This window comes from Faecalimonas umbilicata (assembly GCF_004346095.1).
Classification (GTDB): Bacteria; Bacillota; Clostridia; order Lachnospirales; family Lachnospiraceae; genus Faecalimonas; species Faecalimonas umbilicata.
Genome location: NZ_SLZV01000024.1, coordinates 1 through 14,613, shown reverse-complemented (window position 1 = coordinate 14,613; position 14,613 = coordinate 1). Strand labels below are relative to the sequence as shown.

Annotated in this window: 11 protein-coding genes and 1 pseudogene; 5 read left to right on the top strand and 7 right to left on the bottom strand. The window is 38.4% G+C overall.

The window, feature by feature from the left end; all coding sequences use genetic code 11:
* The first annotated feature begins 1 nt into the window (after position 1).
* On the top strand, positions 2-1,744 hold the full coding sequence (locus EDD74_RS11205; protein ID WP_116441007.1) for an ABC transporter ATP-binding protein: 1,743 nt from the start codon (positions 2-4) through the stop codon (positions 1,742-1,744).
* A gap of 45 nt (positions 1,745-1,789) precedes the next feature.
* Here the strand turns inward: EDD74_RS11205 and EDD74_RS11200 are convergent, their stop codons facing one another.
* From EDD74_RS11200 to EDD74_RS11180, 5 genes are read right to left on the bottom strand one after another with little or no spacing between them, the layout of a single operon-like run.
* Positions 1,790-2,659: a uroporphyrinogen decarboxylase family protein gene (locus EDD74_RS11200; protein WP_116441006.1), complete on the bottom strand. Its 870-nt coding sequence runs from the start codon at positions 2,657-2,659 to the stop codon at positions 1,790-1,792.
* 16 nt (positions 2,660-2,675) lie between these two features.
* Complete coding sequence (locus tag EDD74_RS11195; RefSeq protein ID WP_116441005.1) at positions 2,676-4,472, bottom strand: ASKHA domain-containing protein; 1,797 nt, start codon at positions 4,470-4,472, stop codon at positions 2,676-2,678.
* Positions 4,465-5,541, bottom strand: coding sequence for a methylcobamide:CoM methyltransferase MtbA (locus EDD74_RS11190; RefSeq protein WP_016441259.1), 1,077 nt, complete (start codon positions 5,539-5,541; stop codon positions 4,465-4,467). The genes EDD74_RS11195 and EDD74_RS11190 overlap by 8 nt, the downstream gene beginning before the upstream one ends.
* An 18-nt stretch (positions 5,542-5,559) precedes the next feature.
* On the bottom strand, positions 5,560-6,216 hold the full coding sequence (locus EDD74_RS11185; RefSeq protein ID WP_016441258.1) for a corrinoid protein: 657 nt from the start codon (positions 6,214-6,216) through the stop codon (positions 5,560-5,562).
* Between the two features lie 44 nt (positions 6,217-6,260).
* Positions 6,261-7,304: a uroporphyrinogen decarboxylase family protein gene (locus EDD74_RS11180; RefSeq protein ID WP_116441004.1), complete on the bottom strand. Its 1,044-nt coding sequence runs from the start codon at positions 7,302-7,304 to the stop codon at positions 6,261-6,263.
* Between the two features lie 184 nt (positions 7,305-7,488).
* Between EDD74_RS11180 and EDD74_RS11175 the strand changes: the two genes are divergently transcribed.
* From EDD74_RS11175 to EDD74_RS11165, 3 genes are read left to right on the top strand one after another with little or no spacing between them, the layout of a single operon-like run.
* Positions 7,489-8,796 carry an ABC transporter substrate-binding protein gene (locus EDD74_RS11175; protein ID WP_016441256.1) on the top strand — a complete coding sequence of 436 codons (1,308 nt, stop codon included), beginning with the start codon at positions 7,489-7,491 and terminating at the stop codon, positions 8,794-8,796.
* Between the two features lie 17 nt (positions 8,797-8,813).
* Positions 8,814-9,698 (top strand): carbohydrate ABC transporter permease, encoded by an 885-nt coding sequence (locus tag EDD74_RS11170; protein WP_116441003.1) that lies wholly within the window; start codon positions 8,814-8,816, stop codon positions 9,696-9,698.
* A 15-nt stretch (positions 9,699-9,713) separates the two neighbouring features.
* Complete coding sequence (locus tag EDD74_RS11165; RefSeq protein WP_016441254.1) at positions 9,714-10,523, top strand: carbohydrate ABC transporter permease; 810 nt, start codon at positions 9,714-9,716, stop codon at positions 10,521-10,523.
* A gap of 48 nt (positions 10,524-10,571) precedes the next feature.
* On the opposite strand, the gene EDD74_RS11160 is transcribed toward EDD74_RS11165, so the two are convergent.
* Together EDD74_RS11160 and EDD74_RS11155 are read right to left on the bottom strand one after the other, a co-directional pair.
* Positions 10,572-12,239: a DUF4091 domain-containing protein gene (locus EDD74_RS11160; protein ID WP_116441002.1), complete on the bottom strand. Its 1,668-nt coding sequence runs from the start codon at positions 12,237-12,239 to the stop codon at positions 10,572-10,574.
* 315 nt (positions 12,240-12,554) lie between these two features.
* Positions 12,555-13,808, bottom strand: a complete 1,254-nt coding sequence (locus tag EDD74_RS11155) for an ATP-binding protein (RefSeq protein ID WP_116441001.1) — start codon at positions 13,806-13,808, stop codon at positions 12,555-12,557.
* Between the two features lie 257 nt (positions 13,809-14,065).
* Here EDD74_RS11155 and EDD74_RS15660 point away from each other — a divergent pair.
* Positions 14,066-14,329, top strand: a pseudogene (locus EDD74_RS15660) (transposase); the annotation flags it as partial.
* Positions 14,330-14,613 lie beyond the last annotated feature (284 nt).

Genomic DNA, 14,613 nt, shown 5'->3' with positions numbered 1-14,613 from the left:
TATGGGGAACTTTAAAACTTTTCAAAGATTATTCTCTTATCTAAAAGAGCACCGCCTGAAACTTCTTTTCGTAATCCTATCAGCTATCATCAGCACAGGATTTATGGTTCTTGCTCCATTTTTGATTGGAAAAGTGACAACAACCTTATTTGCAAGTGTTACAGATGGTGTATTTTACTGGAACACCATTCTCTCCCTATTAGTAAGTTTAGTTGCTTTATATTTCATATCACAACTATTTACTTTTTTACAAGGTTTCATAATGTCTAAAATTACTGCTAAAGTGATGCAAACACTTCGCCGGGAGATCGACGAAAAAATGCACAGAATCAAATTGAATTATTACGATACTCATACCCATGGTGATATTCTGAGCATCATTACCAATGACGTAGATACCATCAACAACACACTTAGCCAGAATTTAACTTCTATTGTTACTCAGGTCACTACCGCCATCGGTGTTTTGCTAATGATGATTGCCATCAGTCCTACGCTATCGATCATTCCGATCGCAATGGTTCCACTTTCGCTTTTCAGTGCAGCCGGAGTTATGAAAGCAAGTGAAAAGTATTATCAGCAACAGCAAGGACTGTTAGGAGAACTAAATGGATATATCGAAGAAATATATAATGGACAAGATGTCGTACAAACTTTTAATTATCAAGAACGAGCAAAAAATCACTTCTCAAAATTAAATGAAAAATTAAAGATCAGTTCCCAAAAAGCAGAAACAACTGCAGGTGCGATCTCACCAATCACAACATTGGTCAACGATTTAGGATATGTACTGTGTGCAGCAATCGGCTGTCTTTGGGCAATTGTGGGGAAAATTACCGTTGGTAACGTTCAGGCAATGTTAGAATATACTTGGCGTTTTGCAGAACCATTTTCTACTATTGCAGGAATGGTTGGTAGCTTTAGCGCTGCAAATGCTGCGGGAAATAGAATATTCGCATTATTAGATGCAGAGGAAGATATAGCAGATAAAGAAAACTGTATCGTTCCGAAATCCAACAAAGGATCTGTATCTTTTGAAAATGTTAGTTTTGGGTATTCCCCAGATCACCTTTTGATGAAGCGTATTCATTTAAATGTACTTCCTGGACAGAAAGTTGCCATTGTCGGTCCAACCGGTGCAGGGAAAACAACCTTGATCAATCTGTTAATGCGATTTTATGAGGTAAATTCCGGTTCCATCCTAGTTGATGGTGTCAAAACATCTGACATGACTCGCGAGGAACTGAGAAATCGTTTTGGAATGGTATTACAGGACACCTGGCTTTTCGAAGGCACGATTCGTGATAATATTGGATATGCCGAGGATGATATGCCTATGGAAAGGATTGTTGCATCAGCAAAATCAGCCTGTGCCCATAATTTTATCAAGACATTGCCTGGCGGATATGAAATGATGCTAAGCAAAGGCGCAGAAAATCTTTCTCAGGGCGAGAGACAATTGCTTACGATTGCAAGAGCCCTGGCTTCTGATCCTGAAATTATGATTTTAGATGAGGCGACAAGTAATGTTGATACACATACGGAACTGTTAATTCAACGAGCAATGGCAGAATTGATGAAAGGAAGAACAAGTTTTGTAATCGCACATCGTCTTTCTACTATCCGCGATGCAGATATGATCCTTTATATGGAGGACGGTGATATCAAAGAGGTCGGTACTCATGAAGAATTAATAAAAAAACAGGGAAAATATGCAAATCTATATTTTAGCCAGTTTGAATAAAAACTTTCTAAGGGAGCATATCACATTTCTGATGCTCCCTTTTCACTATTTCAATACAACTTCTTTCATTATCCCTGATTTCAGCAAAAATCCCATATTTTTTGCACATTGTATTCCAACTATTTTCGCTTTTCCAAGTACTTCTATACACCCTTCCCCATAGGTACTTCCAGCTGGTATATCTATATCTGCAAGTTCTGCTTTCTCTGTCCCAAGAAGCGCAAATGTTGTTTTCGGACAAAGCATCAAAAGTGTATGTTCATCTGAGTACTCCTGTGCTTCTTTCAAAAAATCATAAGTAAATCCTTCTACCATCTGCTCTGCCATCTTCGGGCCAAGTATATTCACTCCTCCAACCGAGTCTGCATAACTGATGAAATCTACCCCATATTTTTTTGCTTCTTTTATATAGCTCAAAATTTGCGTACCAACTTTTTGGAATACAGATTTCATAAATTCGAAATCTTTACGCATTCCTTTAAAAATTTGTTTAATATCAATCAACACATTGAGAATTGTAATGGGGCCTGAAACTTCAAGCATCACATGTTCTCCTTGTTCGTGCAGAATCTGACAGGCCTGAAGAACTTCCTGAATTCTTCCTTTTGTAAAATCAATTTCATTGATTTCCCCAAGCTCCTTATAATCTGTATAAAGATATTCCTTTGCCCGGGGTCCTGCAACTTCATTGCCGAGTGTGATGATTCCTCCCATAGCTTCTCCTTCTACGGTATGGCAAAAAGGCAGAACACAGATCGAATTTCCTTGTTTTTCTTTTTGCCTTTTGGAAAGCGCAGCCATCTTGTCAGCATGTAAATATACATCAGGAAATGTAAACCCCAGTTCTTCCACGATTTTGGAATGCTCTAATACACCATTATCGTAGGTACATTTAAAATCTTTAATGCTGCTCATAGTTCTTACTCCTACTCTATTTCACATTAGGGAAAATCAAACATTCAGAAAACAAGCGTTCATAGTTTTCTGTTGCCCCTAACTCCATATAATCCATCTGTCCGGCCAGTTCTTCCATTTCTCGTTTTACTTTTGCGGACATCAGAGCCATATAGGCCCCTGTCTTTGAAGAGTTTCCTACATAAACAAGCTTTTCTTGTACTTCTTTTGGAATGATTCCGGTTCCCACCAGACTATCCGCAGGAAGATGTGCTCCAAACTGTCCCGCAATCATAACTTTATCCAAATCTTCCATTTGGATTCCAGCTTTCTTAAGAAGCGCTAAAAATCCTGATAGAATGGCTCCTTTTGCAAGTTGTACCTGCCGAATATCTCCTTGCGTAATCAAAAGTTTTTGTTCTTCCGATAAAATAAATTCTCTTTTTTTCCCATTTTCCTGCAGCATGTGAAAACGATAATCCGATTCTTCTAATTTATTTAGCTTGATAAATGCTCCTTCTTTTCTGACAAGACCAACTCTCAGCAATTCCTTTACAACTGCTAAAATCCCACTTCCACAAATGCCGATTGGCTTTTCATTTCCAATTACTTTCCATTCTATTCCGGATTCTGTGATCGTCACATCTTCAATAGCACCTTCTGCTGCCCGCATCCCTGAACTGATATTCATGCCTTCCAATGCCGGACCTGCTGCACAAGAACAGCAAAGCAATCTGCCATGACTGGATAATACGATTTCCCCATTCGTTCCTATATCTATAAACAGCACATTCCCAGACTCTTTTTGAAGCTGACATACATAAGCTCCTGCTACAATGTCGGCTCCAATATAAGCGGATACCGATGGCAAACAATACAGTCGCGCACCTTCTGCTGCACATAATCCAATTTCTTTTGCCTTGATGTCTTTTCCACGTACAAACACAGGCGCATACGGAGATCTTCCAAGTGATGTTGCAGGAACCCCAAGTAACATATGCATCATTGTACAGTTCGCTCCAACAGCAATTTCATAAATCCACTCTTTGGATACTTCTGCCTGACAACAAATATCCTCTATCATCTCATTAATAGAATTTACCAATGCCTTTTGCAATTTTTCTAAACCATCTTCAGGATGCTCTAACTCATAAGTAATACGGGTCAACACATCCAGTCCAAAATGCTTCTGTGCGTTAATCATGGATGCATGTGCAAGTTCCTTGCCGGTAAGCATATCAATCAACGTGCAGACAACTGTCGTTGTTCCAATATCAACCGCAACCCCATACATTTTTTCCGTCGTATTGCCCTCTTCTATTTGAATCACTTGATTTCCATGGAGTACAACCGTCACCTGTCCCGGAACAAACTCCCTCATCTGGAGGCATCCCAGCTCTAGACTTGCTTTCGGAATCTGACGCAGAATCTGATCCTCAAAAGATGTTTGATCTTCCAAAGTTGGTTTTTGAATTTCCACCACGATTTTTTGGATATCCTGATCGAACGCAAAGGAAGGGATATAGCCTCCCGTCAGCACTTGATGCTTCCTTTCCTTCTGCATAAGTTCTATCTCCAAATCTGTTTCCGGTTTTACAAGGCAGGAAAGTCTGACTCCATTTTCCATCTCCTCTTGCTTTAATAACTTCCGTTCGGTATCTTCCGGTTCCGATAATTCTCCTGCCAGAATTCGCACTTTACACTTCCCACAAAGTCCTTTTCCATTACAAGGATTATCTACGAATATACCTTCTTCTAAGAGAACTTCTAAAAGAGTTTTTCCTACTTCATATTCATATACGTTACCAGAAGGCTGTACTTTGATATTAGGCATTTTTCATCTCCTCTTCTTTCCACTCTTCCATCGTTTCCATTTTTTCAAATGCTTCTTCGTCCATCTTTAACGTTTTTAAAATCGCCTGAATATTTGCAAGAGGTGACTTTGTCCCCAGTCCACATGCTGGAGAAATGATATCAGAGCCGCTTTGCACACAAAATTTTGTCAGCTTTTGAACTCTTTCTTCATCTCCAAACTCTAATGCGAATGTACTTACATTCCCCATCAATACTCGATCTTGGAGATTCTTTCTGGCTTCTTTCAATGGAACGATCGCATCAAAGCTCAACGCATCTGAATGCACTTTATCAATCTGCTCATATACACTTCTCATCTGCCCACAAATATGTACAATCGTACCTTTTTCTTGATCTTTGATTCCATCCAAAAGCATATTCAGATATTTTACCGCATACTCTTCAAAAAATTTTGGTCCGAGAATCTCTCCCGTTCCGCTTGGATCAGAAATTGCGATCACATCTGCGCCGTTTTCAATCATCGCATTTGCAAAGGCAATCAATTGTTCTGTCACAAAAGTCATAAACTGATGTGCTTCTTCTTTGTGTCTTCTCAAATCTTTATAAAATCCCACTGGATCGATCACAGAACTTGCCACACTTACCGGTCCTACTAAGTTTCCAATGATCGGAACATCTAAATTCTTTTCTTTTAAAATACGGATTGCATCCAATACTACTTTTGCTCTCCCGCATTCCAAATTGATCGGAGATGATTTTTTCCATTCCGTTACAGATGTTCCCGCATATTCCGTTACATGTGGTTCAAAAATCTTAGATCCTAATGTTACTTTTGCACCCAGTTCTTCTGCTTCTATTGTCATACAAAAAGGAACTCCTACGTTTTCAAAGCAACCATGTTGATAACTTGCCAATGCCAAATCTGCCATCATCTGTGCATCTGTATGCGCTTCCGGCCATGTAACTCCACAAGCATCCATGAGATCTGTCGTGATCATATTCATCATTCCCCCAGGACAGATACATGGCGGACGATCCACTTCTTCCTGTCTCAAAGCGCGTTCCAAACGTTCTTTTTCCGTAAACATACATTTTCCTCCCATTACTTACGCAAGATCTAATAATTTTTTTGCCAGTTTTACAGCTTCCACTGCATTCACGGAATATCCGTCCGCTCCTATTTCATTCGCAAACTTCTGTGAAACCGGACTTCCACCAACCATGACTTTTACTTGATCACGAATCCCTTGTTCCTTTAATTGCTCAATCACCGTTTTCATTCCAATCATTGTAGTTGTCATTAGCGTAGAAATACAGATTAACGGTGCTTGAATTTCTATTGCTTTTTTTACAAATGCTTCCGGTGGAACATCTCGTCCTAAGTCATACATCTCAAATCCAGCTGTATCCATCATGATCTTCACCAGATTTTTCCCAATATCATGAGTATCTCCCTCTACAACTCCAATTACCGCCTTCGGTTTTTCTCCGCTTTGTGCACTTTCAGGAAGGTGTGGACGCAGCACTTCCAACCCGGCATACATAGCATCCGAACAAAGAAGAATATCTGTTACAAAATACTCTTCTTCATCATAAAGATCCGAAGCTTTATTCATGCCATCTACAAGACCATCCATAATCCCGTCAAATGCCGGATACCCTGCTGCAATATATTCTTCAGCAACGTCGACTACCTCTTCCTCTTCCATCTCCAATACACATTCCGACAGTTTTTCTAATAATTCTTCTTTTGACTTTGCCATTTTCATTTCCTCCAAATTCCATTCCCTTTTCATAAAATATAAGCTTATCTTTTCTTCCCGTATAATCTAGCTGCTTCCATAAACCAATCTACTTTTTCAGGTGAAGTTCCGTCCGGAATATCACAACCGGTCGTAAGATGAAATCCCTTCTCAGCAGAATTTCCAAGTTCTATGCATTTTTGAACATCTGCAAAAATCTCTTCTTTTGTACCATTCAGCATGCTCTGTACAGGATCTACATTGCCGGCAATTGGTACTTTTTTTCCTAATTCTCGCGCAGCCCTGTCTAAATCCACAATATTGTCTAAGCTAATTTCATTTAACTGATATTGTTCGATATACTTCCAAATACTATAGGTAGCCCCACACATATGAAGAGATACTTTCTTTCCGGTTTTCTCCAGTGCATAGTCTGTCAATTCTTTTGTATAAGGAAAAACGAATTTCTCATATAATTTTGGTCCGATCAGCGCCGGATTTGCCACAGGATCTGCCATCGCAATTCCTACGCCATATTGTGCAAATGCATCAATACAGCTCTTTTGGGAATCCACAATAATGCGAAGTAATTTCTGTACTTTATCGCCATTTCTTCTACAATCGCGTAAAAGAAGCTCAATCTCTCGCAGAAATGATGCAATTGTAAGGGGACCTCCAATACTTATCTCAACAGGAACAATCTCTCCTGCAGATTCTTGGAGCATCTCTGCTGCCTGTAAGAATCTTTGAATTACCAAATCATTTCTTGCATTTACAGGCTCTAAGTATTCTAATTTACTGTAATCATCCAAAACAAGACTTCCTTGTTTCTTATCCGGAACCTGAGCTGCTAACGCATCTGATATCCCTCTTGTATTCGGTCCGATTCCTAATCTGTCAAAGCCGAATCTCTGATAAGACATCAGTTCTGCTTTTACCATATTTTCTGCAGAATCCCAATATTCTTCCGGTGTCATTCCCCCTACTTTACATCTGACATTGCCTATAAATGGTACACTTGGTATTCTGTCATAGGATAATCCATGCTCGTATGCATAGATACGTTCCAATGGAGTCATTTCATCCGCATTATGTTTTTCCAATCTCATAATTACCCCCTGCCTTTCTCTTAAAGATTATCATGATTTTCAAACAGTATCAATCGTTTCCTATTTTCATTTATAGATTTTTTCTATATATAGTAACTTCTTATTGCTTTTATCAATTTTACTTTGTCTAAAAATACTTCTACAATAGAAAGTGTGAAACTTATTTCTATAGGAGGAAAAACTAATGAAAAAGAAACTTTTAAGCTTGTTGCTTTGTACTTCCATGCTTGCAACACTTGCAGCTGGCTGTGGAAGCAAAACCAAGGAAGCAGACAAACCAAAGGAAGGAGAGCCTACTACACTTACTATGTGGCTGCCTCCTCTCGATGAAGACACAGAAGGAAACTTTAAGAAGCTTCTTGCCGGATGGGAGAAAGAAAATAATTGTACTGTAGAAATGGAAATCATTCCATGGGGTTCTTATGAAGAAAGATGGTCTACAGGAGTTGCAGGTGGAGAAACACCTGATATCGGTTATATGTATGTGGAAATGTATCCTACTTATATCTCTTCCGGACTTGTAACAGACTTATCCGACATGGTTGAAGAAGAAGATTACAAAGAATATCTCTTCCTGGATCGTGGTGAAATGATGGGTGGATTATACGGTGTTCCTATCGTAACCGGTGTACCATTCGTCCTTTATTATAATCAGGATATTTTAGATTCTATCGGGGAAAAGGCTCCTGAGACATGGGAAGACTTTGCTCGTATCTGTGAAAAAGCTACAAAAGACACAGATGGCGATGGTAAGATTGATCAGTACGGATATGCTGTAGGTCTTAATAGCGGAAGTATGAGTAACCTTTATGTTTTAAATTCTTATATGTATAGCTTATTATGGCAGGCTGGCGGAGATATCTACACAGATGATCTGAAAGAAGTAGCTTTCAATGGAAAAGCTGGTGTAGAAGCCTTAGAATTTTTCAAGAGTTTACAGCCATATATGCCAGAAAATGCAATGTCACTTTCTGGTCAAGATGCATTCTCTACAGTATTTGCAGAAGGCAAAGCCGCTTTTGGTGTCACTCGCTCCTCTGCTTCTAATGAAACAACCTTTGCAAAAGATTACCCAAATCTTAAAAACTGGGACTACGTAACTTCTTTGAAACATAAAGAGTATGGTACATTCGGTGCTGCTGACTGTCTCTCTGTGATGTCTACATCCAAACAGCCTGAGCTTGCACTTGATTTGATCAAATACATTACAGGTCCTGAGTTTATGACAGAATATCATAAAGTAGCTCCAGGTGCCCCTCTTACAGCAAGCGAAGAATACGTAGGAGATCCTAAAATGGAACGTATCGTTACAGAAGATCGTGATAAATGGCGTCCATTACAGGCTGGTCCTTGCGGAAGCGAAATCCTTGAAAACTACGCAGCTCATATTCAGGCTGTCATGGAAGGAAAACAAGATGTAAAGGCAGCATTAGATGAATCTGCATCCTATGCAAATGACTTGTTAAAAGAGTACTACGCGGAAAACGAATAAAAAGAATCGAGGCACTTATGAAAAAAAAGAAAGGACTATCCGTCCTTGCGCCTTATCTTTATATCGCACCAATTGCAATGATCCTGCTTACTTTTGTAGCGGGGTCATTGATTCTTGCAATATATTTTAGTTTTACAAAATATAATATCATCACACCGGCGCAATTTAACGGATTATTTAATTATCAAAGACTATTTCGTGACTCCAAATTACATCTTTGCATTATCAATACTTTAAAGATTGCTGCAATCATCGTGCCATTTGAAATCGTAAGTTCTACTCTTTTTGCAATACTAATTTCTTCTCGTAAAGATACCGTGCTTGGAAAAATTGCAAAGGCAGCCCTTTTCGTTCCTGTGCTTTCTTCCAGCGCTGTTATCGGTACTGTTTGGAACACAATTTTAAATGGTGGACATCCGGCAGTAAAAGCGATCTTTGGTGTATTTGGAATTGATCCCACGCTTCTTCTTGGCAGCAGTAAAACTGCTTTTATTGCCGTCGCCTTTATCATTGTATGGAAAGGTATGGGCTATTATATGGTAATCACGCTTGCTTCTCTTACCTCTATTTCGGATACTTTTTACGAAGCAGCCAAAGTAGACGGCGCTACAAAATGGGATTGTTTAACCAAAATTACATTACCACTTTTGAAACCTACTATTATCATGAACATTTTTTTATCAACAATAAGTGCTATGCAAGTGTTTGATATGGTCTATACTATGACCGGCGGCGGTCCATCGATGTCTACTACAACATTAAGTATGTACGCATATCAACTCACCTTCAAAGGAAACAAAGCCGGATATGCTATGGCCGTTTCCAATGTACTGATGTTGATTGTTTTAATCATCGTATTATTCCAACAACGCTTTATTAAACACGAGAATTCAGAAATATAAGAAGGAGAACATGAAATGAAAAAGACATCTCGTTTACTAGTTGATATTTTTCTAATCATCACAATCTTACTGTGCATTCTTCCTTTTTTATACATGATTCTCATGTCATTAAAAAGTACTGTGAATGCATATGATTTTGATTTTGCTTTATCAAAACTCACCTTAAAACATTATAAAAATATTTTTACAAACTCAACATTCATACGCTATTTTTTCAATAGTGTATTTGTTGCAATATCCGGTGTGCTTCTTACATTATTCACAAGCTGTACTGCTGGTTTTGCATTTGCGAAATTAAAATTCCGTGGAAATGATAAACTTTTCTTTCTGCTGATTTTATCGATGTTAGTTCCATCGGGTGCCATACTTGTTCCACTTTACTTAGTCGTACGTGGTCTTGGCTGGGTCAATACGTTCCGCGCTCTTATTTTACCTCTGCCAACTGCTTTTGGTGTATTTGTTATGAGAAATGCTATTATGGCTATTCCAGAAGAACTCATTGAATCTGCCAAAATAGATGGAGCCACTACCAGTAAAATTTTACGGACTGTCATTTTGCCTTTGGTAAAATCTTCTATGCTGACAGTCGCAATTTTCACATTTATTGGCGCCTGGAATAACTTTACATGGCCACTCATTATCACTACTGATGATGCTTATCGTACACTTCCGCTTGCTTTAAAAGCAATGCAGACACAATACGATACGGATATCGGACTTACAATGGCTTGTGCGACCTGTACGTTCCTTCCTCCATTTATTTTCTATTTGTTCTTACAATCCAAATTTGAAGAAGGAATGTCCATGAGTGGACTCAAAGGATAAAAAAAATGTTGGAATCATGACAACTCATGTTCCAACATTTTTAATTTTTTAGGAAGCAGAACTTAATCTTGCTATTTCTTTATTTACTTTATTTCGTAATGCAATCAAATACATATCTGATTTTGGATATCGCTTAAATGTAAGTGGTTCATCCAAATCTTCTTCGATTAATTCCATTACATATTCTTTACTTGTCAGGCTTTCTAACAATTCCAGCGCCCGCAAATCTGTTAATGCTTCGTAATGAACCATCATGCGAATGGATTCTTCCGGATGCCCGTCTGCTCCCGGATATACAAGGAATGGATCACCTGCCGGGAATCCATTGGATGCATCTGTCACCTGATATGGATTAATGTGTTCATAAGAATGCTGACTATTGTAGAAATTATACCCCCAATGTAAAATGCCAATAATGTCATATTTATACAGCTGAATTCCATAAATGCGGTTTCTAGCAGATGGCATTGACATAAACCGGTTACTTACTTCGTAAAACTGTCCTGTACAATAATATGTCCACATGTCTGTAAGACCATGTTCTAAAAATTCTTCAATCTCGTTATTTCCCGGAATTGGTTTGCTGATCAAACCGTGCTTATAAAATTCATAGCTGGAAAGTGCATCAAATGTATGGAATCCATCTAACATATTGCCAAGAGATTCTTTTGCAGCTTTAAAAGTCTCCAAGTGTTCTTCTCTTGGTTCATCTGAAATATGGAAGTATGTCACTTCTGCAATTCCCCACTCTTTTAACTTCTCAACCAGTCTCGGAAGAAATGCCTGTAAAAATCTTGTATATTCCCCAACTGCCGGTGTATGCCATCCAAAAATCCGCTCTTCTTTTCCATCTACGAGAGCCATAACTTTTGGTGCATACTTTGCTCCCCATTGTGAGAATAGATGAGACATTTCATAGTACTCGATCCCACACTTTTTACAAAGGTCTACCCAGCGTTTCATTTTATCAAACCCAAAATGATATTCGCCATTCTTCACTTCCACCTCGATGAGCTGAGTCGTTGTACGATCATTGCCCACTTCCATATCTAACGGATATGTAAACAATGGAACCATCATCATATTACAGCCTCGATCTACATACTCGTGGAAGTAATTTTCCAGTATCTCCCAATGCTTTTCTGAAAAAACATCCACATGATAATAGTCTGCAAGGCAATCTGCGTGGAACCATTCCGTATGCATAATCTTCTGTTTTGGAAGATGAACGCCGATCACTGTAATTTTTCTTTTTGCAGAACATATTACAGCATCATCTTTCACAAGCTGAATTTCAATCTCATAGTCTCCTGCCGGAATTTCATCCGTCAGTTTCACATCAATCCACAAACAACTCCACTGATGAGAGCGGATAATTACTTTTCCATCTTTGATGTCCTTCAACAAATCCGGATAGAGTCCTGATGTCGTTTTTAAATAATTATCATCTACAATTCCATTTGTAGCACGTCCCACTGGAACCTGTTCTACCGTTCGAACACGTACATACTCAGCGATTGGTGAAACGACTTTTACATCTACGCGTTCTCTCAGAAAATGATTTCCGGTATATGCAACCTGATAGGATACGGTCTCGTCCCAAAGTCCACTTAATTTTACACATTCTGGCCGATATACCGGTTCTTCATCCGGAAATACCTTCACCAAGGAGCTTAACACTTTCATCTGATACTTTACTTCTCTTTTTTCTCTCATTGTTTTATTTTCTCCTTTTTTTCTTCTCATCCTATTAAAAGTATAGCATTATTTTTTTAAGAAGTATAATTGATACGTTCTATATAAGTGTAGTTATTATAGTCTTTTTCTATATATTTAACTATTTTATATAAAAATGAAACTTCACTTCCCTATGATCTAAATCCAGGATCTGCTGATGCTTGCTAAAGTCATTTCTTTTTCTTATATTACTTCCCATATTTTTGTCAGGTTCCCCAATTCGTTTGCCTTCTAAAATATAATAAAAAAGAGCAAAATGACTCATTTTTAATCCAGAATGAAAGTGTAAAAAAATTAAAATTCCAAACTATCTGCATTCAAAAGGAAATACTTCATACCCATAATAACAAAACCCTCATCATTTCTCCAAGGTTTCTTGCTACCATTCACAATGACAATCTTCTTGAAAGAATCTGGGATATTACGCAGAGAATTGAACTCCTGAGTCTGCTTTTCTTCCGAAGTCATGTCATAAGCAACCTGGATGTAATATCTCTGGTTGCCTTGGTTTACCACAAAGTCAACCTCCAGCTGCTTGCGGACACGCTTACCTTCTTTATTCTTATCAAAGATCTCCACAACACCCACATCAACATTGTAGCCACGGATCAGCAGCTCGTTATAAACAATGTTCTCCATAATATGAGTAGGCTCCTGCTGTCTGAAATTTAGACGGGCATTTCTCAGTCCCAGATCAGTAAAGTAGTATTTCAGATTCGCACCAATATACTTTCTTCCCTTAATATTGTAACGACTTGCCTTGGAAATCAAAAAGGCATCCGCTAAATGGTCAATATGGTTGGAGATAGTTTTATTGGCATAAGTCATCTGGCGCTCACTGGCGAAGGTGTTGGCAATCTTCGATGGATTGGTCGGTGCGCCGATTGCAGATGCAAGTATATCAACCAGAATGCCAATCTCATCTACGCTCTGAATCTTGTTTCTTTCAATTACATCTTTCAGATAGACATTGGCAAAGATGTTCTTCAGATAATCTGCTTTCTGTCGCTCGCTCTGGAAGCCTACAACCTGCGGCAATCCTCCATAGATCATGTAGTCATCCCAAGCATCGTCGTAATCACCGTCATAGACAGAATAAAACTCTGCAAAGGAGAGGGGATAGATTCTGATCTCATCACCTCTGCCACGGAACTCGGTCACAATGTCGCTGGACAGGAACTTAGAGTTACTTCCGGTAACATACACATCAATATTGCTCATGCGAAGCAGGCTATTCAGCACTTCCTCAAATCTTGGCATGAACTGTACTTCATCCAGAAGGAGATAATACTTCCCATCGTCTTTCATAGTATCTTTGATGTACTTGAAGCACACCTTGGGATCTCTTAATTCCTCATTTTCGATACCATCCAATGCAATCTCAATAATATGATCAGTATCAATTCCGTTCTCCAGTAAATATCTCTTGAAGATAGTAAACAGCAAGAAGGATTTACCACATCTACGAATGCCGGTAATCACCTTTATCATTCCATTATCTTTTCGCTCAATCAGTTGCTGTAGATAAGTGTCTCTTTTAATTTCCATTATTACACTCCCTATTTCTGTGTATTTGCACATTTTTTAGTAATGATATTCTATCGCAAATCAAGTTGAATTTCAATAACTATTACTATTTTATGTACATCTGCACACTTTTATGTACTGAATTTAGATGTTTTTATATTTTTCGATTGAAGTGTCCAAAATTGAGACTCTAAATGAATGTATAATCTGATGACCACTCTGCAAATGTAGTATTAAACAATTCTCGCTGAAATGTCTGATCTCCTCTATAAACTTGATTTCTGAAATATCGAAAAGAAGATTTGGAACGGATTCTTTCTGACGAAGGGATTCTCCTAAGACTAAACAGAAGGATCCAAGCAGAAGGATCTTTTGGTAAACTGAAACAGGATATGCAGTTTCGTAGATATTTAAGTCATGGTACATCAAATGTTCTTGCGGAAAGTGTATTGCTTGCAATGGCAAAAAACGTGAACAAACTTCATAACAAAATCCAAAACAAGAAAACAGGAAGACATTTATTTCCGTTGAAGAGTGCGTAAATTTTAAAACTCTAAATATTTTTATAAAACTGTTTTAGAGCTGTATTAAAGTACGGCTTTTTTGTATCCTCTAGTCTTTTTCACTAGAAAAAAGATAGATATATAGCCCAAAACATCAAAAGGGAAGCTGCCGCTTCATGATTTATTAAGAGTATGATGATCTGTATTTAGACGAAGATGAGGAATATGTGTGTCAACTACCCACGACCTAAAGGTCATGGGCTTGTAACTGCCCAGTCGTACGAACGACATACGTCTCCGACTTTTAACCCCAAAAGATATTG

Bases quoted from the DNA above. Each gene is read 5' to 3' on its own strand.
- EDD74_RS11205 (WP_116441007.1), top strand. From the start codon at position 2: ATGGGGAACTTTAAAACTTTTCAAAGATTATTCTCTTATCTAAAAGAG.
- EDD74_RS11160 (WP_116441002.1), bottom strand. From the start codon at position 12,239: ATGAGAGAAAAAAGAGAAGTAAAGTATCAGATGAAAGTGTTAAGCTCC.
- EDD74_RS11185 (WP_016441258.1), bottom strand. From the start codon at position 6,216: ATGGCAAAGTCAAAAGAAGAATTATTAGAAAAACTGTCGGAATGTGTA.
- EDD74_RS11165 (WP_016441254.1), top strand. From the start codon at position 9,714: ATGAAAAAGACATCTCGTTTACTAGTTGATATTTTTCTAATCATCACA.
- EDD74_RS11170 (WP_116441003.1), top strand. From the start codon at position 8,814: ATGAAAAAAAAGAAAGGACTATCCGTCCTTGCGCCTTATCTTTATATC.
- EDD74_RS11195 (WP_116441005.1), bottom strand. From the start codon at position 4,472: ATGCCTAATATCAAAGTACAGCCTTCTGGTAACGTATATGAATATGAA.
- EDD74_RS11175 (WP_016441256.1), top strand. From the start codon at position 7,489: ATGAAAAAGAAACTTTTAAGCTTGTTGCTTTGTACTTCCATGCTTGCA.
- EDD74_RS11155 (WP_116441001.1), bottom strand. From the start codon at position 13,808: ATGGAAATTAAAAGAGACACTTATCTACAGCAACTGATTGAGCGAAAA.
- EDD74_RS11180 (WP_116441004.1), bottom strand. From the start codon at position 7,304: ATGAGATTGGAAAAACATAATGCGGATGAAATGACTCCATTGGAACGT.
- EDD74_RS11190 (WP_016441259.1), bottom strand. From the start codon at position 5,541: ATGTTTACGGAAAAAGAACGTTTGGAACGCGCTTTGAGACAGGAAGAA.
- EDD74_RS11200 (WP_116441006.1), bottom strand. From the start codon at position 2,659: ATGAGCAGCATTAAAGATTTTAAATGTACCTACGATAATGGTGTATTA.